General features: G+C 62.0%; 29 protein-coding genes and 1 pseudogene. 14 read left to right on the top strand and 16 right to left on the bottom strand.

Going from position 1 to position 24394, the window contains the following annotated elements; all coding sequences use genetic code 11:
• Positions 1 to 12 precede the first annotated feature (12 nt).
• Positions 13 to 681, top strand: a complete 669-nt coding sequence (locus AC0CMF_RS01035; protein WP_374630118.1) for a DUF6653 family protein — start codon at positions 13 to 15, stop codon at positions 679 to 681.
• Between the two features lie 411 nt (positions 682 to 1092).
• Here AC0CMF_RS01035 and speB read toward each other — a convergent pair whose 3' ends face one another.
• Positions 1093 to 2052 carry an agmatinase gene (gene speB, locus AC0CMF_RS01030; protein WP_472480788.1) on the bottom strand — a complete coding sequence of 320 codons (960 nt, stop codon included), beginning with the start codon at positions 2050 to 2052 and terminating at the stop codon, positions 1093 to 1095.
• 232 nt (positions 2053 to 2284) lie between these two features.
• Between speB and AC0CMF_RS01025 the strand changes: the two genes are divergently transcribed.
• On the top strand, positions 2285 to 3247 hold the full coding sequence (locus tag AC0CMF_RS01025; protein ID WP_472480784.1) for a DUF2167 domain-containing protein: 963 nt from the start codon (positions 2285 to 2287) through the stop codon (positions 3245 to 3247).
• A 244-nt stretch (positions 3248 to 3491) separates the two neighbouring features.
• A complete protein-coding gene (gene guaD / locus AC0CMF_RS01020; protein ID WP_472480782.1) occupies positions 3492 to 4799 on the top strand; it encodes a guanine deaminase in 1308 nt (435 codons plus the stop codon).
• Positions 4800 to 4801: 2 nt separating this feature from the next.
• Here guaD and AC0CMF_RS01015 read toward each other — a convergent pair whose 3' ends face one another.
• The 6 genes and pseudogenes from AC0CMF_RS01015 to AC0CMF_RS00990 all read right to left on the bottom strand — a co-directional run bounded on the left by AC0CMF_RS01015 (position 4802) and on the right by AC0CMF_RS00990 (position 9091).
• Positions 4802 to 5737, bottom strand: a complete 936-nt coding sequence (locus tag AC0CMF_RS01015; RefSeq protein ID WP_374630148.1) for a hypothetical protein — start codon at positions 5735 to 5737, stop codon at positions 4802 to 4804.
• Positions 5738 to 5818: 81 nt separating this feature from the next.
• A pseudogene (locus AC0CMF_RS01010) lies at positions 5819 to 5974 on the bottom strand (DUF4236 domain-containing protein); the annotation flags it as partial.
• The gene (locus tag AC0CMF_RS01005; RefSeq protein WP_374630115.1) at positions 5964 to 6848 is read right to left on the bottom strand and encodes an ion transporter; all 885 of its coding nucleotides are present in this window, start codon (positions 6846 to 6848) and stop codon (positions 5964 to 5966) included. The pseudogene AC0CMF_RS01010 and the gene AC0CMF_RS01005, both read right to left, overlap by 11 nt.
• Before the next feature lie 663 nt (positions 6849 to 7511).
• Entirely contained in the window at positions 7512 to 7985 is a 474-nt protein-coding gene (gene rpsI / locus AC0CMF_RS01000) for a 30S ribosomal protein S9 (protein WP_019966502.1), read from the bottom strand.
• 2 nt (positions 7986 to 7987) lie between these two features.
• Positions 7988 to 8452 (bottom strand): 50S ribosomal protein L13, encoded by a 465-nt coding sequence (rplM, locus tag AC0CMF_RS00995; RefSeq protein WP_019966501.1) that lies wholly within the window; start codon positions 8450 to 8452, stop codon positions 7988 to 7990.
• Between the two features lie 204 nt (positions 8453 to 8656).
• The gene (locus AC0CMF_RS00990; RefSeq protein ID WP_472480779.1) at positions 8657 to 9091 is read right to left on the bottom strand and encodes a PaaI family thioesterase; all 435 of its coding nucleotides are present in this window, start codon (positions 9089 to 9091) and stop codon (positions 8657 to 8659) included.
• A 123-nt stretch (positions 9092 to 9214) separates the two neighbouring features.
• On the opposite strand from AC0CMF_RS00990, the gene AC0CMF_RS00985 reads away from it, so the two are divergent.
• The 3 genes from AC0CMF_RS00985 to AC0CMF_RS00975 all read left to right on the top strand — a co-directional run bounded on the left by AC0CMF_RS00985 (position 9215) and on the right by AC0CMF_RS00975 (position 10899).
• Positions 9215 to 9544, top strand: a complete 330-nt coding sequence (locus AC0CMF_RS00985) for a DUF3088 domain-containing protein (RefSeq protein WP_472480777.1) — start codon at positions 9215 to 9217, stop codon at positions 9542 to 9544.
• Positions 9545 to 9637: 93 nt separating this feature from the next.
• Positions 9638 to 10462, top strand: a complete 825-nt coding sequence (locus AC0CMF_RS00980) for an enoyl-CoA hydratase (RefSeq protein ID WP_472480775.1) — start codon at positions 9638 to 9640, stop codon at positions 10460 to 10462.
• On the top strand, positions 10459 to 10899 hold the full coding sequence (locus tag AC0CMF_RS00975; protein WP_050472765.1) for a CoA-binding protein: 441 nt from the start codon (positions 10459 to 10461) through the stop codon (positions 10897 to 10899). The genes AC0CMF_RS00980 and AC0CMF_RS00975 overlap by 4 nt, the downstream gene beginning before the upstream one ends.
• A gap of 54 nt (positions 10900 to 10953) precedes the next feature.
• Here the strand turns inward: AC0CMF_RS00975 and AC0CMF_RS00970 are convergent, their stop codons facing one another.
• Both AC0CMF_RS00970 and AC0CMF_RS00965 read right to left on the bottom strand, forming a co-directional pair.
• On the bottom strand, positions 10954 to 11385 hold the full coding sequence (locus AC0CMF_RS00970; protein WP_050472764.1) for a CBS domain-containing protein: 432 nt from the start codon (positions 11383 to 11385) through the stop codon (positions 10954 to 10956).
• A 135-nt stretch (positions 11386 to 11520) separates the two neighbouring features.
• On the bottom strand, positions 11521 to 12297 hold the full coding sequence (locus AC0CMF_RS00965) for a rhomboid family intramembrane serine protease (protein WP_472480772.1): 777 nt from the start codon (positions 12295 to 12297) through the stop codon (positions 11521 to 11523).
• A 454-nt stretch (positions 12298 to 12751) separates the two neighbouring features.
• Between AC0CMF_RS00965 and AC0CMF_RS00960 the strand changes: the two genes are divergently transcribed.
• The 3 genes from AC0CMF_RS00960 to AC0CMF_RS00950 all read left to right on the top strand — a co-directional run bounded on the left by AC0CMF_RS00960 (position 12752) and on the right by AC0CMF_RS00950 (position 15300).
• Positions 12752 to 13396 (top strand): PAS domain-containing protein, encoded by a 645-nt coding sequence (locus AC0CMF_RS00960; protein ID WP_050472762.1) that lies wholly within the window; start codon positions 12752 to 12754, stop codon positions 13394 to 13396.
• A 97-nt stretch (positions 13397 to 13493) separates the two neighbouring features.
• On the top strand, positions 13494 to 14150 hold the full coding sequence (locus tag AC0CMF_RS00955; protein ID WP_058899546.1) for a PilZ domain-containing protein: 657 nt from the start codon (positions 13494 to 13496) through the stop codon (positions 14148 to 14150).
• A gap of 535 nt (positions 14151 to 14685) precedes the next feature.
• Positions 14686 to 15300, top strand: a complete 615-nt coding sequence (locus AC0CMF_RS00950; protein ID WP_472480769.1) for a transglutaminase-like cysteine peptidase — start codon at positions 14686 to 14688, stop codon at positions 15298 to 15300.
• Positions 15301 to 15945: 645 nt separating this feature from the next.
• Here the strand turns inward: AC0CMF_RS00950 and AC0CMF_RS00945 are convergent.
• From AC0CMF_RS00945 to AC0CMF_RS00935, 3 genes are all read right to left on the bottom strand, one after another.
• Positions 15946 to 16473 (bottom strand): gamma carbonic anhydrase family protein, encoded by a 528-nt coding sequence (locus tag AC0CMF_RS00945; protein ID WP_050472759.1) that lies wholly within the window; start codon positions 16471 to 16473, stop codon positions 15946 to 15948.
• 28 nt (positions 16474 to 16501) lie between these two features.
• Positions 16502 to 16831 carry a DUF6949 family protein gene (locus AC0CMF_RS00940; protein WP_082205917.1) on the bottom strand — a complete coding sequence of 110 codons (330 nt, stop codon included), beginning with the start codon at positions 16829 to 16831 and terminating at the stop codon, positions 16502 to 16504.
• 89 nt (positions 16832 to 16920) lie between these two features.
• Positions 16921 to 17055, bottom strand: a complete 135-nt coding sequence (locus AC0CMF_RS00935; protein WP_282097384.1) for a hypothetical protein — start codon at positions 17053 to 17055, stop codon at positions 16921 to 16923.
• On the opposite strand from AC0CMF_RS00935, the gene AC0CMF_RS00930 reads away from it, so the two are divergent.
• Positions 17054 to 17767 carry a hypothetical protein gene (locus AC0CMF_RS00930; RefSeq protein WP_472480766.1) on the top strand — a complete coding sequence of 238 codons (714 nt, stop codon included), beginning with the start codon at positions 17054 to 17056 and terminating at the stop codon, positions 17765 to 17767. The genes AC0CMF_RS00935 and AC0CMF_RS00930 overlap by 2 nt on opposite strands.
• Positions 17768 to 17908: 141 nt before the next feature.
• On the opposite strand, the gene AC0CMF_RS00925 is transcribed toward AC0CMF_RS00930, so the two are convergent.
• Together AC0CMF_RS00925 and cysE are read right to left on the bottom strand one after the other, a co-directional pair.
• Positions 17909 to 18133: a DUF3126 family protein gene (locus tag AC0CMF_RS00925; protein WP_050472757.1), complete on the bottom strand. Its 225-nt coding sequence runs from the start codon at positions 18131 to 18133 to the stop codon at positions 17909 to 17911.
• A gap of 117 nt (positions 18134 to 18250) precedes the next feature.
• Positions 18251 to 19084 (bottom strand): serine O-acetyltransferase, encoded by an 834-nt coding sequence (gene cysE, locus AC0CMF_RS00920; RefSeq protein ID WP_050472756.1) that lies wholly within the window; start codon positions 19082 to 19084, stop codon positions 18251 to 18253.
• Between the two features lie 163 nt (positions 19085 to 19247).
• On the opposite strand from cysE, the gene AC0CMF_RS00915 reads away from it, so the two are divergent.
• A complete protein-coding gene (locus tag AC0CMF_RS00915; RefSeq protein WP_472480764.1) occupies positions 19248 to 20051 on the top strand; it encodes an enoyl-CoA hydratase in 804 nt (267 codons plus the stop codon).
• 107 nt (positions 20052 to 20158) lie between these two features.
• Here the strand turns inward: AC0CMF_RS00915 and AC0CMF_RS00910 are convergent, their stop codons facing one another.
• Both AC0CMF_RS00910 and AC0CMF_RS00905 read right to left on the bottom strand, forming a co-directional pair.
• Complete coding sequence (locus AC0CMF_RS00910) at positions 20159 to 21046, bottom strand: alpha/beta fold hydrolase (RefSeq protein ID WP_472480762.1); 888 nt, start codon at positions 21044 to 21046, stop codon at positions 20159 to 20161.
• Positions 21043 to 21795, bottom strand: coding sequence for an alpha/beta fold hydrolase (locus AC0CMF_RS00905; RefSeq protein ID WP_050472754.1), 753 nt, complete (start codon positions 21793 to 21795; stop codon positions 21043 to 21045). The genes AC0CMF_RS00910 and AC0CMF_RS00905 overlap by 4 nt, the downstream gene beginning before the upstream one ends.
• 228 nt (positions 21796 to 22023) lie before the next feature.
• On the opposite strand from AC0CMF_RS00905, the gene AC0CMF_RS00900 reads away from it, so the two are divergent.
• The 3 genes from AC0CMF_RS00900 to AC0CMF_RS00890 all read left to right on the top strand — a co-directional run bounded on the left by AC0CMF_RS00900 (position 22024) and on the right by AC0CMF_RS00890 (position 24389).
• The gene (locus AC0CMF_RS00900) at positions 22024 to 22269 is read left to right on the top strand and encodes a zinc-finger domain-containing protein (protein WP_050472753.1); all 246 of its coding nucleotides are present in this window, start codon (positions 22024 to 22026) and stop codon (positions 22267 to 22269) included.
• 81 nt (positions 22270 to 22350) lie between these two features.
• Positions 22351 to 23541 carry an FAD-dependent monooxygenase gene (locus AC0CMF_RS00895; protein WP_472480759.1) on the top strand — a complete coding sequence of 397 codons (1191 nt, stop codon included), beginning with the start codon at positions 22351 to 22353 and terminating at the stop codon, positions 23539 to 23541.
• Between the two features lie 98 nt (positions 23542 to 23639).
• The gene (locus tag AC0CMF_RS00890) at positions 23640 to 24389 is read left to right on the top strand and encodes a competence/damage-inducible protein A (RefSeq protein WP_472480757.1); all 750 of its coding nucleotides are present in this window, start codon (positions 23640 to 23642) and stop codon (positions 24387 to 24389) included.
• Positions 24390 to 24394: the final 5 nt, after the last annotated feature.

Genomic DNA, 24394 nt, shown 5'->3' with positions numbered 1-24394 from the left:
TGCTGCCGCGCAATGGGTGCGGCAGATGCTCAGGGAGCGGTTTCGGGGCACGCCGTCAAGACGATGGAAAACGCAAGGCAATTGAGGCCGCAGGCGGGGAACACCCGCATCCGTCCCGCCGTCATGCCGGCCGGACAGATCCGCTGGCTCGGCATGAATGCGAAGGTCTGGCAGCGCCACGCCAGCGGCTGGAGCGTGTGGACCCGCTTTGCCACCCTGCCGGTGCTGCTGCTGGCCGTGTGGAGCCACAGCATGATCGGCCTGCCCGGCGCACTGGCGGCCACCGGCCTCGTGCTGATCTGGCTCTGGCTCAATCCGCGCCTGTTTCCACCGCCCCGGCGGACGGACCGCTGGCACGTGCGCGCCACCTTTGGCGAGCGGATCTGGCTGAACCGCATGTTCGTGCCCATTCCGGCAGAGATGTCCCGCACCGCCCTCGCCCTGTCGCTGCTGGCCGGCGCCGGCTTCATCATGGCGCTGTGGGGCGCTGCGGAAAACATGCTGGCTCTGACGCTTGGCGGCGCGGCTCTCACCTATGCCGGCAAGATGGCCTTCCTGCATCAGATGACAAAGCTCTACGCGCGGATGAAGGACAGCCACCCGCTCTACAAGGCCTGGTCCCTGACCCCGCAAAACGACAACAGCAGCCCCTCCGGCCTGTTCAGCCGCAAGCACGGATAAGAGCTGCGCGGTCAGGGGCTTTCCGCACGGCATTGCCCCTCACCGCAGCGTCGCCCCGGCCTTTTGAGCCGGGGCCTACTCGCTCGCAGAGAGATGCCACCCCCTCGGGAGCTGACGCTCATACCAAGGCGCCGAGACGCTGGCTCATCACGGCTTGAAATTGCGCAGGCGCCGCACGGGCTTGACCAACTCCCGCTGAGGCAAACTCATCGAGAGCTGGTCTTGGCAGATCTCATGTGCCCGTGCTGCCTGCTGCGGCTCACCTCACCACTCTGCAAACGAGTGGTCCCCGGGTCTGCGCTTCGCTCCGCCCGGGGCGACGCCGGATATGCGGCACGCTGGTGCTTCCATCTGCGCAGCTGCATTCTCCGCCCGTCCCGGCGTGAACCGCCGCCGGGCCATGGCATCCCCTCACCCCTGCCGCTTCTTCTCAGCCAGCAGCCCGAGATAATGCTGCGCAACGCTGGCGCCGGCGATGGAGGTGATGTCGGCATGATCATAGGCCGGCGCCACTTCCACAACGTCGCCGCCAACGAAATTCAGCGGCCCGAGGCGGCGCAGGATCATCAGCGCCTCGCGTGAGGTGAGCCCGCCCGCCACCGGCGTGCCCGTGCCCGGCGCAAAGGCGGGGTCCAGGCAGTCGATGTCAAAGGTCATGTAGGCCTTGGCATCGCCCACCCGGTCGCGGATCATCTCCACCACGCCATTGACGCCGAGCAGCTCGACCTCCTCGCCATAGAGAATTTCAAGGCCGCAGGTCTCCGGCGCATGGGTGCGGATGCCGATCTGGATCGACTTGTCCGGATCGATCAGCCCTTCTCGCACGGCGCGGCCCGTAATCGTGCCATGGTCGATGCGCCCGCCATCATCCGGCCAGGTGTCCTGATGGGCATCGAACTGCACCAGCGCCAGAGGCCCGTGTTTGGCCACATGCGCCCGCAGCAGCGGCAGCGTGACGAAGTGATCGCCGCCGATGGAGAAGAGATGCACGTCCTGATCCAGGATCTCGCGCGCCTGCGCCTCGATACAGGCCGGGATTTCGGCGTTGCGGCCATAATCGAACGCGCAGTCGCCGTAATCCACCACGGCCAGCCCCTCGAACGGGTCAGCATGGAACGGATATTGCGGATCACCATCAAAGATCGCCGAAGCGCGGCGCACGCCCTGCGGGCCAAAGCGCGCGCCGGGACGGTTGGACACCGAGGCATCAAAGGGAATGCCCAGCACCGCCGCATCCACCCCCGTGAGATCGCGGCTGTAACGCCGGCGCATGAAGGACAGCACGCCGCCATACGTGGGCTCATGCGAGCCGCCGGTCACGCTCTTGCCGAACACCGCATTGTCGGTCGGACGGGGACGCTTGAAAGACATGGGAACTCCGGAAAAGTCAGGAACACGGGGCCGCCTGCCCCACGCCGCGACCCTAGCCCAGCCATCCGGGAAAACAAGAGGCCTTGCGGGGGCATAGCCAAAGCGGAGAGCAACGTCCCAATCACTCATTAATCAACAGCCACACCCAGGGGGTGCATTTTATCAATACACATATCGCAGGGTTTGGTCTATGTAAGCAAAATGCGCAACTACAATACAGGCGTTAAACTCTATGACCATCCAATCAATCAAGGCGACATTGTACTACTATCTGACAGTCACAGTCGTTGCCTTTCTTCCATATGTTGGCCAGCCAACAATTCTCCATGCGACGACAGGAAATGAAACAACCCATTTTTTTACCGCCCCAGAAACCCTGTCCCGCGGCAGCATACATCCAATGTCCCAAGAGGCTCAGGTGATTGCCAAGGCTGACTATTGCGAATGGGTAGTCAAGGATTGGGGCTGGGAAGATTGCAATGGCATCGACAAATTTATTGTCAGCGCCATGCCAGGCGTTGATATACTTCTTATAGAAACCCCCAATACTGATGGCTACATTTCGTTATCTGATTGGAAAGAAGAAAGCAAAACTGCCATCAACTCAATCACAGAATCCTTGATCTCTGGAACAAAAATCCAGTCCCAGAAGTCTGGAAGCCCTATTGAATTCATAGGATGGCGCGCATACCCAGATCTAATTCAGGAGAAAAAAGTACTATATTATGCCACTGAATTAGAGTGGAGCGGAGAAAGAGTAATAAACATTAAGGCCTCGATCTTCGACCGAAAAGGCTACATAACAGCAAGAATTGTACCAACAAACTCCACACTAAACTCATCTGAAATTAAAGAAATAGTTATAAGAATCGCAGATAAATATTATCCAAAACAAGAAGAAAGCTATCACTCTTTCATCAGCGGAGACAAAGTTGCAAGCTATGGCGCCGTAGGCGTACTTGCAACAATGGTCGGCGTCAAATACAGTAAAGGCATCCTCTCAACTATACTCGCATTTGCTCTTGTTTTCCTAAAGAAAGCAGGATTTATTCTGCTGCTCCCCCTTGTAATGATCAAAAAGATTTTTCAAAGAAAAAAGACACAAACACCCACCCCTATCGCGCACCAGCCCTCGCAAACAGACACCACCTCTCCTGAATTAGATACTGAAAAGCAGATTGAGAACAGCAAATAAATAATACAAACTTTGCAATCATATAAGAATAACAAAACAAGAAACAGGCTGCGGTTGATCTCTCATTCAACCGCAGCTAATCGCAAGAATCACTTGCACTTCCGGCAATTTATCTCCCGCCTCTCACCCTTGTGCCGCCCCCTCCCCCTCATTAAAAGGGAAGGGTTTGGCGGCTGGATGCCCAGGTCAAGATGCCCAAATCCGGCTGCCCCGCTCATCTGCCCGCACACAGGAGATCAGACCCTTGCCTCACGCCCCCACAAAGCTGCTGCGCGGCCGCACCGTTTCGTTTCTGCGCCGTCCCATGGGTGCGGGCGATGAGGGGGCGCTGGCGGTGCATGAGGATGGCGGGCTCCTGATCGAGAACGGGCTGATCACCGCCGCAGGCGGCTACGCAGAGGTTGCCGCCAAGGCGCCGGAGGGAACGCCCGTCACCGACCACCGCCCGCATCTGATCCTGCCGGGCTTCATCGACACGCATCTGCATTTCCCGCAGGCGCAGGTGATCGCCTCCTGGGCGGACCAGTTGCTGGACTGGCTGAACGACTACACTTTCCCCGCCGAACAGCGCTTTGCGGACAAGGCCCATGGCGCGCGCATCGCCAGCACCTTCTACGACACGCTGATCGCCCACGGCACCACCACGGCGGTGGCCTATTGCTCCAGCCATCCCAATTCGGTCGAGGCCTATTTCGAGGAGGCGGAGCGGCGCGGCATGCGCATGCTGGGCGGCAAGACCATGATGGACCGCAACGCCCCCGCCGCCCTGTGCGACACGGCCCAGAGCGCCTATGACGACAGCCGCGCCCTTCTGGAAAAATGGCACGGGCGGGGCCGCGCGCTCTATGTCATCACCCCGCGCTTTGCCATCACCTCCACGCCGGAACAGCTGGAGGCGGCAGGCACGCTGCTGCGCGAGTTTCCGGACTGCCACCTGCAGACCCACATCAACGAAAACCTCAACGAAATCAGCTACACGCTGGAGCTCTACCCGCAGGATGCGGATTATCTCGCCATCTATGAGCGCTATGGCCTTCTGGGCCGCAAGACCCTGCTCGGCCACTGCATCCACATGAACGGCCGGGAGCTTTCCGTGATGCGGGAGACGGGCTCCGTCGCCGTGTTCTGCCCCACGTCAAACCTCTTCCTCGGCAGCGGGCTGTTCGACAAGGCACGCATGGACAGCGCGGGCGTGCGCATCGCCATTGCCACGGATATCGGCGGCGGCACGTCCTATTCCATGCTGCGCACACTGGACGAAGGCTACAAGGTGCTGCAACTCCAGCGCCAGCGCCTCCACCCCTATGAGACCTTCTACTGGGCCACCCGAGGCAACGCCGAAAGCCTGTCTCTCGCAGACAGGATCGGCACGCTGGAGCCCGGCACGGAAGCCGACATCATCATCCTCAACCCCGCCGCCACCCGCGAAATGGCCCTGCGCGCCGAGACCGCCCGCTCCCTGGCGGATGAGCTCTTCATTCTGCAGACGCTGGGTGATGACCGGGCGGTGATGGAGACCTATGTGGCGGGGGTGGGGATGAAGGGGGGATGAGGTCAGGGAAGAGGCGTGATCGCCCGCAACTCATTTCCCCGGGTCATATCACGGATCAAATGAAAGCACTCAAGTGCTGCCTGCACATCGATCGCGTCAAGATTGCTGAAGTTGATCGTTTCCCAACCGCTTCTCTCAATCCTGGCTGAGAGGATGTAGAATTCGCTGACCCGCCCCTTCGATGGATCCAACTGTTGCGTAAATCCCGAAACAGTCACTTGGCGAACTCGAGGTAACGCTGCGAACACCTCCCCAGCAACCCGAAATAGGGTAGCATGTGCGAGGTAACAAAAGTCACGTCTCATTTGGGCACTGCTTCGCTGCCTCCAACGGATGTTCACCCCGCGGGCAGGAGGTAGCGCTTCGCGCGCGGGCAATTCCTCCAAAGATGGAAGATCTATGTCCAGACTGATTGTCGTAGCATCATCACCGAAGTCGAATAGTATGTCGGTCGGCTTCGCCCAAACAACATCGCCAAAGCGGCTCTCAAGGGCTTTTGATTGTGCGTCCACGTCGCCAGCTTGGACACGTATGTTCAGCTCTTTGACTTCTGCCGCAAATGTATCGAAGGCGCGGACAGCGTCGCGCCATTCCTCCATCGCGTCATCGTAACGCTGAAGCAGCAGTGCATTCTCCTCCCCAATTTTTCGGGTACGCAAGAACAGTCTGTCCCAGAAACCGGGCACATTCAGGATAGGTTTCGCAGGCTCCTCCGGCAACTCAGACAACACCTCAAGCGGTTGGTAAACCGGTGCCGGAGTACTGAGATGCACCGCAAGGCAGGCTTGGAGCTCCTGATTGAGCTTTTCGACCGCATTTGAGATCAGTTGGTCAATAAGTTGAGGTTCGCTCTCCCGGACACGCCTGATCAGCGCTTGCGGCGCAGGCGCACCCTCCGGCAGCCTGAATTGCATCTGTCCATCGCTATCGATCTCCACCGAAACCTGCACCGTGGATTCTGATCTCTGCCGATCAGAACGACTTCGCCGGCCGCCGCCGATTTTCTCACGGTGAGATAGGCCGGTACCAGGAAGGCCTATGTTCCTGTATACCCCTCCAGGACCAGCACTGAACGAAAACCCCCGTGGACCGACTGACAGACCAAGACCACTTCTTGAAAAATTCACGTTCACACCCGGCGCGATGCGGATACGGCGCTGAAACCTAATTGCCATTCGGATCATCTCCTTCTCCGGCTTCAGCCGCTCTGCGGTCGCGCTTTTGCACAACTTCGCTGAATGCAGAGGCGAGGATGCCCGCAGGCATCGCAATCAAACCAATCCCCATAACTGCCGTAAACGTCGCAAAGAACCGCCCCAGAGGGGTTATGGGGACGATATCTCCATAACCAACAGTGGTGAGAGTTGCCATGGACCACCACATAGCGCGCGGAATGCTTCCAAACGCTTCGGGTTGCCCCTCGGCCTCCGTCACATAAAGCAGCGAGGCTGAAACCAGCATGAGCACGCCCGCAATGATAAGGCTGACGCATAACTCGTAACGGCGCTTTATGACAGCAGACGAAATATCCCTGAAAGCCTGTGAAAACCTGCCAAGCTTTGCGAGTCTCAGGAGACGGAACAGCCGCAACAGACGAAGCAAGACCCCCTCCACGCCAATCAACGTGAATGCCATTGTGGCAATGACAAGCAAGTCGATGACTGCAAGTGGCCTGATCACATAAGCCAGACGATTTCGGTATGAGGGGTTTTCCGGGGCGCACCACAACCTAAGAAGGTATTCCAAACTGAAGAAAACAAGGAGCACCCACTCAAATCCATAAAAGAACGACGAAAATCGACTTATGATCGTCGATTCAGTCTCAAGAATAACCAAGATGACTGAAAACAAGATCACCCAGACAACAACCGTGTTCAGGATTGACAGGCCACGGCCTTGATAAAGGTCAACATCCAGTTGCCGGGCCAGTCTTGCTCTAAGACGGATCTCAGGGGTCGCAATATTCTCAGACTTTTCCATCTTCGGCCCCGCCTTCCCCATCATATGATCACGCAGTCGAGTGCCTGTTTCCCTGGATTGGGTGATCATAGTGTCTCAAGCGTATCGGCTGCTCCTGAACAGGGTCAATACTTCTTCGTATTTAACGCAGAACTTGCAAGCGGGTTTGAACATCAAGCTCACAGCCTCCCCAACAGGTCCCGGCTCAAGGCCGGGACGGCGCGGTGGAGGGGCTTGGACCGGACGTCCCCAACATGGGGGCATCCGGCACTTTGCCGTGGCGAACGCGCCGCGTTTCGTTACGTAGTAGCGACGGTGATAACGGGTGCAAATCGCAGGCTGTGAGATGGGTTTCCCAGCGCCTGCCCGCTCTCCGCGCCGCCCCGGCCTTGTGCCGGGGTCTGGTCCGTTTCCTGAGCCTTTCCGCCCGGCTCCCGTCACGTTCCACCAGCACAGGCGGCAGAAGCCTGCAGGCGCCGGGCTTCAGGAAAAGCTGTAAGGGGTACAAAGGCACCGCCCCAAGAAAACCAGCAAACCCGCCGTTCACACCAGATCAGGCTTCTCGCAAACGTCCAGCTTCTCCATCATCATCCCCGGCCTTGTGCCGAGGACCTCTACAAATCAACGGCTTGCAGATGGCCGGGACAAGCCCGGCCATGACGATCGGGAGGAATGCATGCTTGCCCCCCAAACAAAAAAACCCGCCGGCTCGCACCAGCGGGTTCTTTTTTCGTCTGACAAGCAGCTGAGGGATCAGCGCTTGGAGAACTGGAAGGAACGGCGGGCCTTGGCGCGGCCGTACTTCTTGCGCTCGACCACGCGGCTGTCGCGGGTGATGAAGCCTTCCTTCTTGAGGATGCCGCGCAGTTCCGGCTCGTAATGGGTCAGGGCCTTGGAGATGCCATGACGCAGAGCGCCGGCCTGGCCGGACAGGCCGCCACCGGTGACGGTGGCAACGATGTCATACTGGCCATCGCGGTTGGTCAGCAGGATCGGCTGACGCAGGATCATCTGCAGGACCGGACGGGCGAAGTATGCCGTGTAGTCCTTGCCGTTGACGGTGATCTTGCCGGTGCCCGGCTTGACCCAGACGCGGGCAATCGCGTCCTTGCGCTTGCCGGTGGCATAGGCGCGGCCATGGGCGTCCAGCTTCTGGACATGAACCGGAGCTTCGACGGCGGCCGAAACGGCGCCCTTCAGCTGGTCCAAGGATTGCAGCTCAGCCATGCTCAAGCCCTCTTCGCGTTCTTTTCGTTGAGGCTCTTGACGTCGACGGTGACCGGCGTCTGAGCTTCATGCGGGTGGGTCGGGCCAGCGTAAACCTTGAGGTTCTTGAGCTGGCGGCGGGACAGCGGGCCGCCCGGCATCATGCGCTCGACAGCCTTCTCGAGCACGCGCTCGGGGAAACGGCCTTCGATGATGGCGCGTGCAGTACGCTCCTTGATGCCGCCCGGGTGGCCGGTGTGCCAGTAGTACTTCTTGTTTTCGTACTTGCGGCCCGTCAGCACCACCTTGTCAGCGTTGACGACAATGATGTTGTCGCCACAGTCAACGTGCGGAGTAAAGGTCGGCAGATGCTTGCCACGCAGATGGCTGGCGATGTAGGCAGCCAGACGGCCTACGACCATGCCTTCAGCGTCGATCAAGATCCACTTTTTCTCGACCTCAGCCGGCTTGGCAGAGAAGGTCTTCATGTGTCTGATCCGTGAATCGTCGGTGAAACCAGAACGGCGGCTTGGCAGGACACAGATCCCGCACGGCACACCGTGTGTTCGGGCAGGGTGATACGCGTTCGCCAGCAAACCGTCAAGGCGAAACATTTGCACCATGCCGTAAATTACACATACAAATCAATGATTTCAAAAACGGTAGCTGAATACCGTATAAATCTTGCCATTTCAGCCCTGCCGGCGCGGCGGAATCGAGTAGGTGGCGGTGGCGTGAGCGGCCATTTCGCCCTCCCCGTCCCCGCAAATGGCGCAATCCACCACGGCGAGCCGCTGGCCGAGCTTGAGAATCCGGCAGGTGGCGATGAGATCACCGGGTGCGGGCTTCCGCAGGAAGTTGATGTTGAGATTCGTCGTCACCGCCAGCGCCACCGGGCCGATATGGGCAAGGATCACCACATAGGCGGCAAGATCAGCCAGCGCCATCATCGCCGGGCCGGACACCGTGCCGCCGGGCCGCAGGTGCCGCTCGCTGGCAGTAAAGCGCAGGGCAGCAAGCCCCGGCGCGATCTCCTGCACCCCGTAGAGCGGCCCGTCCAGATAGACCTGCGGAAACTCGGCCCGCAGAAACGCCTCCACCTCGTCCACGCTCATCACCGGCTGCATCGCGTCCCCCTTCCCGTTCCAAGGTCACTCTTGCCGGAAACGCGGCCCTTGCCAACCGGGAGAGGCATCGGCCAAATGACGGAGGCCCGCGCCAGCCGCTGCGGGCAAGGCACAGGAGCTTTCATGAAGGACATTCTCTTCCTGCTGCGTCCCGGCTTCACGGACCCGGCCTATCCGGGTGACGTGTTCTACTGCTGGCACTGCGCCCTGATGGAGGGCATCCTCGCCTCCTTTCCTGATCTGGCACAGAAACTCGATGTGCGCCGCATCGCCTGGCCGCGCCCGCGGACAGACGTGGCGGAGCTGATCGGCGCTGAAAACCAGAGCCTGCCGGTGCTGGTTCTGACGAGCGAACCGGTGGACCCAAGCGGCGCGCCGCAGTTCATCAATGACAAGGATGAAATCCTGAAAGCCCTCAGCGCCCGCTACGGCTTCCCCCTGCCCCATCCCTGACACATCGCCACCTGGCTGCCCCTTTTGCCTGCTTCCCCGCTGGCCCGGCTGCTGTATGCTCCGGCCACATCGTGACCATGCCGGGAAAGCAGAATGCAGAAGACAGAAGACACCGCCGCAGCCGAAACCCGCCCGCTGATCGGCAAGCTGCTGCACAATGGCGTGCTGCGCCTTGTGCTGCAGCAGCCGGAGAAGATGAATGCCCTGTCGCGGGCGATGATGACCGCGCTGTCCGCCGAGCTTGAGCTGGCGGCCATTGACCCGGCGGTGCGCGTCATCCTGCTGGGCGCCGAGGGCAAGGTGTTCTGCGCCGGGCATGACCTGAAAGAGCTGATGGCGGCCCGCGCCGAGGCAGACCGGGGCCGCGCCACCTATGAAGCCATCATGCGCCAGTGCTCGGACCTGATGCAGCAGATCGTGCGCCTGCCCAAGCCGGTGATTGCGGTGGTGACGGGCGTTGCAACGGCAGCCGGCTGCCAGCTCGTCGCCTCCTGCGATCTGGCGATGGCCACGGACACGGCCACCTTCTGCACGCCGGGCGTCAACATCGGTCTGTTCTGCTCCACGCCCATGGTGGCGGTGAGCCGCAATGCCAGCCCCAAACAGGCCATGGAGATGCTGCTGACGGGGGAAAGCATCGATGCCTCCACCGCCAAGTCCTTCGGCCTCATTAACCGCATAGTTCCCGGCGACTATCTGGAACAGGTCGTGCAGAAATATGCCGAGGTCATCGCCTCCAAGTCGCCGCTGACGCTGAAGACCGGCAAGGAGGCGTTCTACCGCCAGCTCGAAATGCCGCTGGGCGAGGCCTATGACTATGCCGCGTCGGTGATGGTGGAGAACATGATGGCCCGCGACGCGGAAGAAGGCATCAATGCCTTCCTGCAGAAGCGCAAACCCGAATGGACCGGAGAATGACCATGACGCCCGCCTATCCCGACAGCCTGATCCGGCAGATCCTTGAAGAGACGAAGACCATCGCCATCATCGGCGCCAGCGCCAATGCAGACCGGCCGGTGCATCACGTGATGGAATTCCTGATTGATCAGGGCTACGAGGTCTATCCGGTCAATCCGGGGCTTGCCGGCAAGGAGCTGCTGGGCCGCACGGTTTATGCCAGCCTGACGGACATTCCCGTGCCGGTGGACATGGTGGATATTTTCCGCGCATCCGATGCGGTGCCAGGCATCGTCACCGAGGCACTGGCGCTGGCCAGCCTTCCGAAGGTGATCTGGATGCAGATCGGCGTCGAGCACGCGGAAGCAGCCGCCAAGGCGGAAGCGGCCGGGCTGACGGTGATCATGAACCGCTGCCCCAAGATCGAGTATCCGCGCCTGTTTCCTGCAGGCAGATAAACAGCCTGCCGGCACTCGCAGCCCCGGCAGGCCTGCCGGGGCCACGCAAGGCCTTTACGCCATGGCGATGTAATTGCGCATCTGCTCGGCTTCCTCTTCCACCTGTGCGATGCGGTGCTTGACCACGTCGCCGATGGAGATGAGGCCGGTCAGCTTGCCGCCGGACACCACAGGCATGTGGCGGAAGCGGCCGGATGTCATCCGGGACATGATGCTGTTGAGCGTATCGCCTTCCGAAGCGCTGATCACGGTGCGGGTCATGACGGCCGTCACCGGCTTGTTCAGGGCTTCCGGCCCCTCCGCCCCGATGACACGCACGATATCACGTTCCGAAACGATGCCTTCGATGTGCCGCTTCGCATCAGTGATCACCACCGCGCCAATCCGCTTTTCCGCAAGAAGCTTGCAGATGTCGCCGGCCGTGGCCGACGAACTTGCCGTGATCACGTCACGGCCTTTGGTATTGAGAATCGAAGCTACTGTCATGCTGCTCTCCCGATAGCTGACGTGGCACCGGCTACCTCCCAGTTCCTCCCGGCGGTAACCTGACGTTCATCATGCCCCCAAAAGCGCAGAGGATGCAAATCCTGCATTGGGCGGAGAGCTTCACTTCACGTCACATTATCGAAACCGCCGGACAGGGTCGAAATAGGGAAACAGGAGAAACCCGGCCAGAAAGCCGCCCACATGCGCTTCCCAGGCGATATCCCCGGAGGCCCCGAGAAGCTCCCCGCCCGCCACGCCGAACAGCAGGTTGATGCCGAACCACAGGATCAGGAGATTGCGGACGCGGGCATTCAAGAGGGCATCGCGCAAGGGCGCAACCGGCAGCTCATAGGCCCGCGGATCATTGCGGTTGCCGCCGGCCATCGGCCCGCCCGGCTGAAAGGCGAAACGGAACACCGCCGCCATCTGCCCGGACACGGCGGCGGAGGCGCCAATCACCGGCACAGCCTCGCCGAAATGCAGCGCCAGATGCACCAGAACGCCGGCGATGGCCGCCACCGCGCTCAGGGCGAGAAAACGGACGGTGCCAAGACGGACCGCCAAAGGCGGCGCAAAGGCAATCATCCAGGCCATGTTCATGCCCACATGCGCCCAGCTGCCATGAAGGAAGGCATAGGTCAGAAACGACCAGACGTCCGCCGCATATCCGCCCGGCACGAGCCCGGCGCCGAAAAGCTCCGCGCTGTAACGGGCGGGCCAGAAGCCGAACAGCACCAGAATCTCGTAATTGGCATCCGCGCTCAGAAACTCCGTGCGGATCAGGTGGACCACCAGCATGAGACCGGCCAGAACGGCCACCACGGCAGGAATGTTGAAGGCCTTCTGTCTTGGCGGGAGCGGGCCTTGCGGCGGCAGGCCACTGGACGGGCCGATCGGCTGGGGCTGGTTCATTTTGACCGGTTCAATCCTGACATCTGTTTCACTTGCGGACATTGAGGATGCCCGGTTCATGTCCAGACACTTAAGGATCTGCCCCGGAAAGACAAGACAAAGACAAGGCGCCCGCCGCCTTGCCGGCAACGGGCGCCTCATAACCTGTTCCGGACCCCGCACCTGCCGCAAGGCCCGGATAAATGCGCCGCAGTGTGACCGGTCCGGCCGTCCGGATCTCTTGCACCTGGCTGCAATCAGCCTGTGCCAAAGCAATTTCCGGAGCAAGCGCAAGCTTGGGGTAACCTTAAAAATCCGTTCAAACTTTAGGAAAGCCGGTGATTTTTTCACCCACCGGCGCATTTGGCATAGTAAATGCTCTGTAACCGGCAGAACCAGCGCAGGCGCGGAGAAATGTCCCAGATAAGGACACGCATGCCGCAGCGGCGCACAAGTGGCAGAAGGACCGGTCAAAATGAAGCATGGCGTCAACCGTACCCTTTATCAGTATTGGGACGAACTGCGCGGCACCCGCACCGCCCCGAACCGGTCGGAGATCGACCCGGGCCGGATTCGCGGTCTGCTCGGCGACACCTTCATCCTGGAAGCCGTCGATCAGGACACCTACCGCTACCGCCTCGCAGGAACCCGTCTTTGCTCCACCCATTGCCGCGAGCTGAAAGGCCGCAATTTCCTGCGCGGCTGGGGAAATGAGGACCGCGAAGCCCTCGCCTCCGTCATGGCCGCCATCACTGAAGATGCGGCCGCGGCGGTTATCGGCGTCGACGGGCACACCGAGCGCAATCAGGTTCTGAAGATGGAAATGCTGCTTCTCCCCCTGCACATGCCGGGCGAAGGCCGCAGCCGCATCCTTGGCGCCAGCGCCAGCTTCGAGCGTCCCTACTGGCTGGGCCTGCATCCCATTTTGAACCAGTCCATCTCCAGCCTGCGGCTGATCTGGCCTGATGAGCGCCCGTCCTTCCTGACAGGCACCCCTGCCCCGCGCCGCACGGCTGTTCCGCAGATCATCAATGGCGGACAGGCCCATCTTGCCGCGCCGTCGATGGAAGGGACGAGACGGGTCGGGCATCTGACTGTCTATGACGGCGGCAAGATCTGAAAAGTCTTGGGCTGATCTTACGCAATGTTAATAGTCCCCGCCTATCGTGTCCGTGGAGAACAAGATTCCTCCCGCATAAGATAGGGAAACAAGATCCATGACAGCAGCAGAAGCTGCCAGGCCCGCGCCCGGTCTGCCCGCCAAGGGCACGGACCGGCGCCGTCACCAGCGCGTGAAGGTGAACGTCCTCGGCCGCTTCATGCTGGAAAACCGGCAGGAATATCCCTGTCAGGTCGTCAACATGTCGCCCGGCGGCATGGCCCTCATTGCGCCTGTGGCAGGACGTGTGGGCGAAAAGGTGGTGGCCTATCTGGACCATATCGGCCGGGTGGAAGGAACGATCACACGCGAGATCGACGGCGGCTTTGCCGTGGCGCTTGCCAACACGCCGCGCAAGCGTGACAAGATCGCCAGCGTGCTGACCTGGCTGGCCAACCGCAACGAGCTGAACCTGCCGGAAGACCGGCGCCACGAGCGTTTCGTGCCGAAGAACCCGATCACCCGGATCGTTCTGCCCGATGGCACCGCCTATACCTGCCGCATCATCGACGTATCACTGTCCGGCGCTGCGCTCTCCTGCCCGGCACGTCCGCCGATCGGCACCGAGATCGCCCTTGGCCGGATGCGGGCGCGTGTTGTCCGCCATCTGGAAGAAGGCATCGCCCTGGAATTCGCCGTGATCCAGAATCAGGCCCTGCTCGAACAGCATATGGTGCCGGATGATCCGGAGGACGGCAGCACTCCGCCAGCATAGCGCCTGCGTGGCCCCTATCGGCCTTCCGGTGCAGTCAACGGAAACCGGCATTGCCTTTCAGCATGACACCACAAAGAGATCCCGGCCCAAAGCCGGGATTTTTTTTGTGCGGAAGGCCTCTCAACCAATCCTTCCTCTCAAGGCTCATGCCCCCGCCTTGCCGCAGAGTGAGGCCGCCTCCCGGGGAAGGAATTCGGCAGGGCAAATACGCCTGGCAACACAGAAAATCCCCGTATGGTTTCAGCTTTCTTTCCTCGCCCGCGCGAGGCGGAAACGGCTACCGGACAGGTGCCCGGTGAGCCAGCCTTCAACCCCGGCCGCCCGACTTCTGAAAATCCAGTTTGAAATCACCGACTTGCGCAAGATCCGTAAAACTTTATTCAAATCAAGATAAAACTCAATTCAAAATCAAATAAAATAAAGAAAAAACTCAAGTAAAATTCAGATAAACATCATGGAAAAAGCGATGACCTGACTTAGATGCAAATAAAATTGCAGATGCAATGGTGTCGTCAGCCTTGGGGAGGGCGACGACATGAAGATAAAGATCTGGAAGCCAATCATCGCATGTGCTGCCTTTGCGGTAGCCATGTATGCCACAGCAGCAAGCGCCAATCCCGGCCGCTATATGGCCATGGCCGGAGCTGCGGCAGCGCCGCAGGGACATCTCGTCTTCTGCAAGGAACATCCGGCGGCCTGCGCGGCCCGCACCGACAAGCCAGTTGTCGTGAAACTCTCGGAAGAGCGCTTCGAGGAACTGCTTTCGGTCAATGCCACCGTCAACCGGGAAATCCGTCCCGTGACGGACATGGAACAGTTCGGCGTGCCCGAGTACTGGACCTTTCCGGACAATGGCGTCGGCGACTGCGAGGAATATGTGATCGAGAAGCAGCGCCGTCTGCTGAAGGCCGGCTGGCCCGCAAGCGCGCTGCTGATCACGGTGGTGAAGGACATCAACAACGAAGGCCATGCGGTCCTGACGGTCCGCACGGATCAGGGCGACCTGATCCTCGACAACCAGATCGAGGCCGTGCTGCCCTGGTACTCGACGCCCTACCGCTACGTGAAGCGGCAGGCCACGACATCGGCAGCCGCCTGGACCAGCATTTCCGATACCCGCGTCACCACCGTGGCCAGCATCGGAAACTGAGACCCGCATACGGAAGCGCTCCGGGACGTCCCGGAGCCCGACAGAACAGCCCGGCCGCGTCCCCACCCTCCCCATCCCAACCACGGCCGGGTTCAGGGAGCCGGTCCGCCCCCGCGAGACCGGCTCCCGCCTTTTCAGGTAGTGTTTGAAACAGGCTGGCGGATTAGAAGGCTCAGCCCGTCGCCGCAGCGCTCCTCTCCCCTCTTGAGCTACCGGCTTCACACATCGTGCCTGAAGCCGAAGACAGCTTGGGGAAAGTCTGAAGTCTGGTCACTCTGACACGGTCTTTCAGCCCCCTCCCCCTCGTGGGGAGGGGTTAGGGGTGGGGGGAAAGGCCTTTCCGTCTGGCAGAGTACCCATTGATTTCAGACAGCTGCTCTTCTGATTCCTCATCAGGAAAATATCTATCCTTCAAATAGTTGCAGACTCAGCCCCCCACCCCTCACCCCTCCCCACGAGGGGGAGGGGAGCGGAGAGTCCTCGCCACAGATCAGATGCATCACTGCGGGCGATGTCCGGACCTGATGTGCGAAACCGGTAGCCTTGAGGGGGAGAGGAGTTGGGGCCCTGCTGGCAGCCCGGCTCAAACACTGCCGACTTTTCGGGGGAGCAGTCACGGGCGCAAGCCATCAGATCATCGCAGGATCACACGGGCGCCAGCCCGGCCTTGAACCTCTGCCAGTTGCGCACGTAGCCTGCGGCCGATTTGCGCAGGCCTTCTTCGGCCGCGGCATCCAGCGTCCGTGCAACACGGCCCGGCATGCCCACCACCAGCGAATTGTCCGGGATTTCCTTGCCCTCGGGGATCAGCGCATTGGCGCCCACGATGCAGTTGCGGCCGATCTTCGCGCCGTTCAGCACCGTCGCGCCCATACCGATGAGGGAATTGCTGCCGATGGTGCAGCCGTGCAGGATGGCCTTGTGGCCGATGGTGCAGCCTTCACCGATCGTCAGAGGATAGCCCATGTCCGTGTGCAGCACGCAGCCGTCCTGGACATTGCTGTTCTTGCCGACGAGGATCAGTTCATTATCACCGCGCAGCACCGCGCCGAACCAGACGCTCGCCCCCTCCTCCAGCCGCACCGAACCGATCAGCACTGCTGTTGGCGCCACCCAGCAGGCTCCGTCAGCAGCAAGTTCCGGCGTCCGGTCCTCAAGGCGGTAGAGCGTCATGTTTTCCTCCCGGTCTGTCACACCGGGATCACGACCACGAGTTGGCAAGCCCCAGCGCAAAATGCATTACGAGGACACCAGAGCACAGGCTCCACATGCCTGCAATGGTGGAGGAGGCCACCAGCCAGCCGACCGGGCGCCCTTCCAGCCGCCGTCCACGGATGGCATTGCGCATGATGATGAAGGGTCCGGCGAAGACACAGACCAGAACAACCCCCAGAATTCCTGCGATACTGTGCGCCGGGATCTGGAAACTGGGTGGCGAGTCGGTAACAAGTTGATAAGCGCTTCCAACCAGGCCCGCTGCAACGAAGCCGGCGCAGCCCATGTAAACGGCAAGCAGCAGTTCAAGAAGCACGGCATTAACCTCTTGTTAACCATCGGGACGTGAGTCTGTCCTCACGGAGACAGGAGGGGAAGTGCAAACCGCATGCCGGTTTCCGGCGGTCACGAACGGAACAGAAACCAAGCGAATGCAGCAACCATCACAGGTCTGCCCATACCGTTCTGGAACATCTGTCCTGCTTTGGCACGGAAATGCTGACGGCTGCTTTGCGCGCAGAGCCGAAAGGTGGCGGCCATGATGCCGGTCACCCTACCCAAGGCAACAGGTTACCGGCCGTTCCATTCCGCCCTGATTCTGACGCTGCTGGTGCTGCTGACCCTTGCCTATATTGCGAAGATGATTGGCGGCTGGATTGAACAGGCCTCCACCCGAATGGAGCTGCGCACGGACGAAGCCCGCCTTGTCACGCTCTGGCTTGGCGACCGCAGGGTAACGGTTCCCATGAACATGCTGCCCAAGCCGGAGCAGCGCAAGGAAGGCTCGTTCCACGAGCGGCTGACCCTGGAAGTCAACTGGCCCTCCATGACCGGCTATGCCGGCACCAACGGAAACAGGGGCAACCGGGCTGCTGCGGAACTGCCGGTCACCGTGGAACTGATGGCGTCCCGCAAGGTCGAGACGGTCATGGAGCGGATGGACACAACGCTGCGCCGCCTTGCCGCCGGAAAGCCGCAGGTGGGACAGGCCGGTCTCTACATGCTCGACATGTCCGGCAAGGCGGGCGCCAGCGAAGACGTCCTGTTCTACGAGGACGACGGCACTGGGCTTGAAACCGGATTTGCCGCCCGCTGCAGACTACCGAAAGATGCTCCGGCAAGCTGCCTGCGCGACATGCGCCTCGCCCCGGATCTCGTGGCCAGCTACCGCTTCGACATGAAGCTGCTCAGCAGCTGGGGCCGGCTGGACCGGCAGATGGGCGCACTTTTCGAGAGTTTCTTGCCTCACTGAGGCCTGGATGCCCCCAGACGGGAACGCCAGCCCGGAAAACAGAAGGGACGCGCCTTGCAGCTTTGCGCAGGGCACGTCCCTTTCAGATCAGTTCGGACAGCCGGCGCTGCTTGCCCATGGCTCCAGCGGCGGCTTGCCGGATCAATCCTCGTCGTCTTCCTCAAGGTCCATCTCCAGGATGGCCATCTGGAAGCTCCAGCTCAGGTCTTCGTCCTCGTCATCACGGAAGACAACGCCGATGAACTCGTCGCCGATGTAAACCTCGGCGGAATCGTCCTTCTTCGGACGGGCCTTCACCTTCATGGACGGCAGGTTGAACTTGCGCTGCAGATAGGCTTCCAGCTTCTTGATTTCGTCGGCTTTCACGTCTTTCGCTCCTTTCGGGTCCCCGTATTTCACGGGTGCGGAACCTACACGAACAGCGCCGTGAGCCAACCGCCGGAACCGTCTTTCCCCGGAATCATGGGCTTTCCCACAGGGGGATCACGCGTCAGGCTGTTTATCCGCCAGCAGCTGGTCCATGGACCGGGCCGGTTCTGCGCATCCCGCCTGCCCCACGACCCGCGCCGGAACCCCGGCGACGGTGGTGTTGCAAGGCACGTCCTGAAGGACAACCGAGCCTGCAGCAATGCGCGAGCAGCGGCCAATTTCAAGATTGCCGAGGATCTTGGCGCCCGCGCCGATGAGCACGCCCTTGCGGATCTTCGGATGCCGGTCGCCCTGCTCCTTGCCGGTGCCGCCCAGCGTCACGCCCTGCAGGATCGAGACATCATCCTCGATGACGGCCGTGGAGCCAACGACAAGCCCCGTGGCGTGATCCATGAAGATGCCCCGGCCGACAGGAACCGCCGGATGGATATCCACCTGGAAGATCTCGGAGGACCGGCTCTGCAGATACAGCGCAAAGTCGGAGCGCCCGCGCCGCCACAGCCAGTGAGCAAGGCGGTGCGTCTGCAGCGCATGGAAGCCCTTGAAATAGAGCAGCGGCTCCAGCAGCCTTTCGCAGGCCGGATCGCGGTCGAACACGGCCATCATGTCGACGCGGAAGATCTCGCCCAGTTCCGGCTCGTCGCTGAGGGCTTCGGAATAGGTCTGGCGGATGAGGGAGGCGGACACCACGTCGCGGCCCAGCCTGTCGCCAAGCCGGTGGATCACCGCATCCTCAAGGCGCCCATGGTTGAGAATGGTCTCATAGACGAAGGACGACAGAGCCGGTTCGCCGATGACCATCTTTTCGGCCTCTTCCCGAAGCTGATGCCATACGGGATCATGCAAGCTCACGGTTGGCTTGGCCGTCTTGAAAGTGGTGTTCACCATGGCGCGTCTCCTGTCGCAGGCCCTGTGCGCAGCCTCTGCAGCGCCGGACCTGTCATGCCGTCCTCATATAGGCCGGAGCGAGCCATAACAAAGCCCGGCCAAAAGGAAAAGAACTCATCACCGGACGCCATCCCCTCAAGGCGCCAGACAGGGAAGATATCACGTGACAGGACAATCGCACACTCCCCCGCCGGAACTTGAGATCCGGATTGAAGGCAGCACCGGCTGGCTGGTGATCGCCAATGAAAAGCGCCGCAACGCCATGACGCTGGAGATGTGGCGCGCCCTGCCCGCTGCCGTGTCCGCACTTGAAGCCGAGCGCGATGTGCGCGCCATCATCCTGCGCGGTGCGGGCAGCGAGACCTTCTGCGCCGGGGCGGACATTTCCGAGTTCGAGGAAACCCGCAAGAACGCGAAAGCCGCCCGCGCCTATGAGGACATCAACCTCGCCGCCTTCGAGGCGCTGAAGACCTGCCGCAAGCCGGTGATTGCCATGATCCGCGGCCATTGCCTCGGCGGCGGCTTCGGTCTTGCCGCATCTTGCGACCTGCGCCTTGCGAGCCACGGCAGCAGCTTCGGCATCCCCGCCGCCCGGCTCGGCATCGCCTATCCCCCGGCGGCGCTGGTGGATGTGGCCGCACTCATCGGCCCGGCGCGGACACGGGAACTGATCTTCACCGCCCGGCGCATCGAAGCCGGTGAGGCCCTGCACTGGGGCTTTCTCAACCAGCTTCTGGAAGACAGTGCACTGGAGGCCGAAGCACGGAAACTGGCGGCCACGATTGCGCAAAACGCGCCGCTGACCCATGCCGCCACCAAGGCGGCACTGACCATCCCGGCAGGCCACTCCGCACCCGATCATGACAAGGCGGAAACCGCTGCCATCGCCTGTTTTGACAGCGCGGATTTCGCAGAGGGAAGAACCGCCTTCCTCGAAAAGCGGACTCCGGATTTCAAGGGAACGTGAACAGCGCCTCAACCGCACGGGCCAGAGACCTGAAACGACTCAGCTTTCGGCCCGCAGTTGAATCAGAATCAGAACTTGAGCCAAACGGCTCAAACTCCTGATCCGACTCAGGCTTTGGCCTCCACCACCAGATCCTTCAGAAACTCCAGCAGCGCGCCGGTGAAGACGTCATTGCGGTCTCCGGCCACCATGTGCCCGGCCCCGGCCACATCGGCCAGCCGGGCGTGGGGTACGAGCTGGCGAAATTCGTCGAGATGCTCCTGGCTGACCAGTTCCGACTGGCCGCCGCGCACCAGCAGCACCGGCAGGGTCAGGCGGGCTGCGGCCGCGACGAGTTCGGCTTCCACCTTTGCCCGCAGATCTTCCCCCCCTGCATGGCGTGCGGCGATAAAGGCCGGGTCCCAATGCCAGCGGTAGCGGCCATCGGGATGGAGGCGCAGGTTCTTCGCAAGCCCGTCCAGCGAGCGCGGGCGCGGGCGGTGCGGCAGATAGGCGGCGATGGCATCCGCCGCGTCCTCCACCGTGGCAAAGCCCTCGTCCACTTTCTCGGCCATGAAGTCGAGAATGCGCGAAACGCCGCCCGCATCGACACGCGGGGTGATATCGACCAGCACCATGGCTTCGAGCCGCCCCGGCGTCTGCGCGCCCTCAGACAGCAGTCCGGCCAGCCCGCCGAGCGATGCACCGACCAGCACCGGCCGCCGGCCGTGGCTCTCCGTCACCTGTGCTGCCACGGCGGAGAGATCCCGGCCGAAATCGGTAAAATCATAAGCGCCGGAGGCCACCCACTCGCTGTCCCCATGGCCGCGCTGGTCCATGGCGTAGGCGGTGAAGCCCGCCCTGGCGAGGCGGACACCCGCCCCCGCCCAGGCGTGGCGCGTCTGCCCGCCGCCATGCAGCAGCAGCACCGGCTGGCCTGTCCCGCTGCCGAAACGGTCAACCGCAAGCCGGTTGCCCTCGGCACCGGTAAAGCTGGTGGCGGCGGGGGCGCTCATGCGGTCTGGGCCAGAAAGTCGAGGACGCCCTGCTTGTAGACCTTGTCGCCCACGGCGACCATGTGATCGCGGTTGGGGATCTCCAGCACCCTTGCCCCCGGAATGAGGTCCGCCAGCGCCTGCGGCGATCCGGCAATGTCGTCCTTGGTGCCGACGGCCACCAGCACCGGGCGGGCGATGCGGGCGACATCCTCTTCGGAAATCTTCTGCCGGGACGAGCGGATGCAGGCCGCCAGCGCCCGCTTGTCGGCGCCGGTCTGTTCGGCAAAGGCGCGGAAGGCCCGGCCCGTGCGATCGGGAATGTCCTGCAGGCTTTCGGCTTCCAGCGCCCGGGCAATCGGCTCGCCATCACCGATGCCGGTGATCATGCCGTAGCCCATGCCGCCGAAGATTGCCCGGCGCACCCGGTCCGGATGATTGAGCGCCAGAAAGGCGGTGATGCGGGCGCCCATGGAATAGCCCATCACATCAACACTGGAGAGGCCGAGATGATCCAGCAGCCGCCGGGCATCCTCGGCCATCATCGGCGCGCCGTAGTCCGCCGGATCATAGAACTTGCCGCTCTCGCCGTGGCCCCGGTTGTCGAGGGCGATCACCCGGCGGCCATCCTTGACCAGAAGATCCACCCAGCCCGGATTGACCCAGTTGACGGACTTGTTCGAGGCAAAGCCGTGAATCAGCAGGATCGGCTCGCCCTCCCCCTCATCGATGTAGGCAATGTCAGCGATATCGGATTTGAAGACGGGCATGCGGGACCTGACGTTTACGTTAAAGGCAGAGACAATTTGTCCGATACCTTAGGCGCAAGATCCGCCGCTTGGAAGTCCCCCGGAATGGCTGATCTGCCTTATGCAGGGACAGGGAACCTGCAGGCCGCCGCTGCGCACGGGAAATCCGCCAAGCCCCCTACACTTTCCGGCGCGGGGGCGGTATGTTCGCGCATCTTTTGACCCGGACAGTAATCTTGGACAGGTGCCATGGCGGATCACGTAGTCCCGCATTTCCAGAACAGCAGCGGCCACGAAAGCGTTGAGATCGGCGCGCATGAATTCATGTGCATCGGCGCGAATCCGCCGTTCGATCACCCGCATGTGTTCCTCGACATGGGCGATGAAGACCAGATCGTCTGCCCCTATTGCTCGACGCTCTACAAGTTCAACCCGGCCCTGAAGCCCGCCGAAGCCAATCCGGCGGATTGCGTCTGGGTTCCGGCAGCCGCCTGAAGCCTGACCGGCTGATGTATCTTGCGGCGGTGCCCGCCGGGCGCCGCTGATCCGGCATCCCTTTTCGGGTCAGGAGCGGCCATGACGCATCCCGTCATCATAGCCGGAGCGGGCATCGGCGGGCTGACCGCCGCCCTCGCGCTGGCACAAAAAGGTTTTTCCGTCATCCTGGCCGAAAAGGCCGCCTGGCTCGAGGAAGTGGGCGCCGGCATCCAGCTTTCCCCCAATGCCACGCATGTGCTCGCCGCCCTTGGCGTGCTGGATGCGGTGCGCAGCCATGCCTTCGAACCGCAGGAACTGACGATCCGCAGCGCAAGGCACGGCGGCACTCTTGCCCATGTGCCGCTTGGCGCCGCCGCCGCTGACCGCTACGGCGCGCCCTATCTGCTGGTCCACCGCGCCGATATCCAGCGTGCCTTGCTGGACACTGTCCATGCCATGCCGGCCATTTCCCTGCGTCTGGGCACCCGCGTGTCCTCGGTCTCCGAGGAAGGCGGCAAGCTGCAGGTGACACTGGCACAAGGGGCCACTCCCCCGGAAACGCTGGAAGCCCACGCCCTGATCGGCGCCGATGGCGTGCGTTCCGCAACACGCCAGACGATCCTCAACGGCCCTGCTCCCGTCTTCTCCGGCCGCACCGCCTACCGGGCAACCGTGCCGGCCAGTCTGATCCCGCCGCAGTTTCTGGCCGGATCCGGCATCTGGTTCGGCCGGAAGGCGCATCTTGTTCACTATCCGCTGCGGCAGGGACGGGAGTTCAATCTGGTCGCGCTGGTGGAAGAAGACTGGGATGCACCGGGCTGGTCGGAACCGGCCAACAAGGAAAACCTGCTGCAGCGCTTTGCCGGATGGCCTGAACCGGCCCAGAACCTGCTGCGGCTGCCGGATGAATGGCTCCGCTGGGCGCTGCGGGCCGTCGATGCAGGCGGCATCTGGCAGAAAGGCCGCATCGCCCTGCTGGGGGATGCCTGCCATGCCATGCTGCCCTTCGCGGCGCAGGGGGCGGCCATGGCCATCGAGGATGGCATCGTTCTCGCGCACCATCTGGCCGCCCGGCCGGATCAGCCCGCCGCCGCGCTTCAGGCCTATGTGCGCGAACGCCAGCCCCGCTCGGCCAAGGTGCAGCAGACGGCGGCCACCAATTCCACCATCTACCACCTTGGTCTGCCCGCCGCGCTGGCCCGCGACACGGTGCTGCGCCTGTCCTCGCCGCAGTCGCTGCTGCAGCGGATGGACTGGATCTATGGCTGGCGCCCGCCTGCACATGCTTGAGCGCGCGGTAAACCTGAGATAAAGCGTTTTTCCCGGCATGAATGCTGCCAGCAGCCGGGCAATTCCTGAAGGTAGAAAGCCCGGAAAGGCAACAGGCCATGCAGAGCGACAAGCCCAGTGACATCGTGACCGCCGCCTTTCTCGTCATTGGCGACGAGATCCTCTCCGGGCGGACCAAGGACAAGAACATCGGCCATGTGGCGGATGTGCTGACCATGACCGGCATCGAGCTGCGTGAAGTGCGCGTCGTGCCGGATGAGGAAGACCGCATCGTCGAGGCGGTCAATGCCCTGCGCAGCCGCTATGATTATGTCTTCACCTCCGGCGGCATCGGCCCGACCCACGACGACATCACGGCCGATTCCATCGCCAAGGCCTTCGGCGTCAGCATTGACTACGATCCGCGCGCCATGGCCATTCTCGAGGCCCATTATGCGCCCGGCCAGTTCACCGATGCGCGCAAGCGCATGGCCCGCATCCCGGCCGGCGCAGACCTCATCGAAAACCCGGTGTCCAAGGCCCCCGGCTTCCGCATCGGCAATGTGCATGTGATGGCCGGCGTGCCCAACATCATGCAGGCCATGCTGGACGCGGTGGTGCCCACCCTGCGCACCGGCCGCAAGATCCTGTCGCGCAGTGTCGATGCCCCTCTGCCCGAAAGCCGCATCGCCGATGCCCTGCGCCAGATCCAGAAGGACCACCCCGAAACGGTGATCGGGTCCTATCCCCGCAATCAGGACGGCCGCTACTCGACCCAGCTCGTGATCCGCGCCCGTGATGAAGACCCCTTGAACCGCGCAACCGAGGCCGTGGAAGCTGCCGTCGCTGCCGCCCTCAGCAATGCCTGAACAGG

Source organism: Pannonibacter sp. CBAS1226 (assembly GCF_055685825.1).
The sequence above is the reverse complement of the archived record's forward strand: the minus strand, read 5'-3'. Positions and strand labels throughout refer to the sequence as shown.

Excerpts from the sequence above, each read along its gene's own strand:
- AC0CMF_RS01005 (WP_374630115.1), bottom strand. The coding sequence starts at position 6,848 with ATGATCACCCAATCCAGGGAAACAGGCACTCGACTGCGTGATCATATG.
- AC0CMF_RS00955 (WP_058899546.1), top strand. The coding sequence starts at position 13,494 with ATGACAGCAGCAGAAGCTGCCAGGCCCGCGCCCGGTCTGCCCGCCAAG.
- AC0CMF_RS00910 (WP_472480762.1), bottom strand. The coding sequence starts at position 21,046 with ATGAGCGCCCCCGCCGCCACCAGCTTTACCGGTGCCGAGGGCAACCGG.
- AC0CMF_RS00980 (WP_472480775.1), top strand. The coding sequence starts at position 9,638 with ATGCAGAAGACAGAAGACACCGCCGCAGCCGAAACCCGCCCGCTGATC.
- cysE (WP_050472756.1), bottom strand. The coding sequence starts at position 19,084 with ATGGTGAACACCACTTTCAAGACGGCCAAGCCAACCGTGAGCTTGCAT.
- AC0CMF_RS01035 (WP_374630118.1), top strand. The coding sequence starts at position 13 with ATGGGTGCGGCAGATGCTCAGGGAGCGGTTTCGGGGCACGCCGTCAAG.
- AC0CMF_RS00945 (WP_050472759.1), bottom strand. The coding sequence starts at position 16,473 with ATGACGCTCTACCGCCTTGAGGACCGGACGCCGGAACTTGCTGCTGAC.
- AC0CMF_RS00960 (WP_050472762.1), top strand. The coding sequence starts at position 12,752 with ATGAAGCATGGCGTCAACCGTACCCTTTATCAGTATTGGGACGAACTG.
- rplM (WP_019966501.1), bottom strand. The coding sequence starts at position 8,452 with ATGAAGACCTTCTCTGCCAAGCCGGCTGAGGTCGAGAAAAAGTGGATC.
- AC0CMF_RS00895 (WP_472480759.1), top strand. The coding sequence starts at position 22,351 with ATGACGCATCCCGTCATCATAGCCGGAGCGGGCATCGGCGGGCTGACC.
- AC0CMF_RS00965 (WP_472480772.1), bottom strand. The coding sequence starts at position 12,297 with ATGAACCAGCCCCAGCCGATCGGCCCGTCCAGTGGCCTGCCGCCGCAA.
- AC0CMF_RS00905 (WP_050472754.1), bottom strand. The coding sequence starts at position 21,795 with ATGCCCGTCTTCAAATCCGATATCGCTGACATTGCCTACATCGATGAG.
- AC0CMF_RS00985 (WP_472480777.1), top strand. The coding sequence starts at position 9,215 with ATGAAGGACATTCTCTTCCTGCTGCGTCCCGGCTTCACGGACCCGGCC.
- AC0CMF_RS00930 (WP_472480766.1), top strand. The coding sequence starts at position 17,054 with ATGATGCCGGTCACCCTACCCAAGGCAACAGGTTACCGGCCGTTCCAT.
- rpsI (WP_019966502.1), bottom strand. The coding sequence starts at position 7,985 with ATGGCTGAGCTGCAATCCTTGGACCAGCTGAAGGGCGCCGTTTCGGCC.
- AC0CMF_RS00890 (WP_472480757.1), top strand. The coding sequence starts at position 23,640 with ATGCAGAGCGACAAGCCCAGTGACATCGTGACCGCCGCCTTTCTCGTC.
- AC0CMF_RS01025 (WP_472480784.1), top strand. The coding sequence starts at position 2,285 with ATGACCATCCAATCAATCAAGGCGACATTGTACTACTATCTGACAGTC.
- AC0CMF_RS00935 (WP_282097384.1), bottom strand. The coding sequence starts at position 17,055 with ATGGCCGCCACCTTTCGGCTCTGCGCGCAAAGCAGCCGTCAGCATTTC.
- AC0CMF_RS00975 (WP_050472765.1), top strand. The coding sequence starts at position 10,459 with ATGACCATGACGCCCGCCTATCCCGACAGCCTGATCCGGCAGATCCTT.
- AC0CMF_RS00950 (WP_472480769.1), top strand. The coding sequence starts at position 14,686 with ATGAAGATAAAGATCTGGAAGCCAATCATCGCATGTGCTGCCTTTGCG.
- speB (WP_472480788.1), bottom strand. The coding sequence starts at position 2,052 with ATGTCTTTCAAGCGTCCCCGTCCGACCGACAATGCGGTGTTCGGCAAG.
- AC0CMF_RS00990 (WP_472480779.1), bottom strand. The coding sequence starts at position 9,091 with ATGCAGCCGGTGATGAGCGTGGACGAGGTGGAGGCGTTTCTGCGGGCC.
- AC0CMF_RS00970 (WP_050472764.1), bottom strand. The coding sequence starts at position 11,385 with ATGACAGTAGCTTCGATTCTCAATACCAAAGGCCGTGACGTGATCACG.
- AC0CMF_RS00900 (WP_050472753.1), top strand. The coding sequence starts at position 22,024 with ATGGCGGATCACGTAGTCCCGCATTTCCAGAACAGCAGCGGCCACGAA.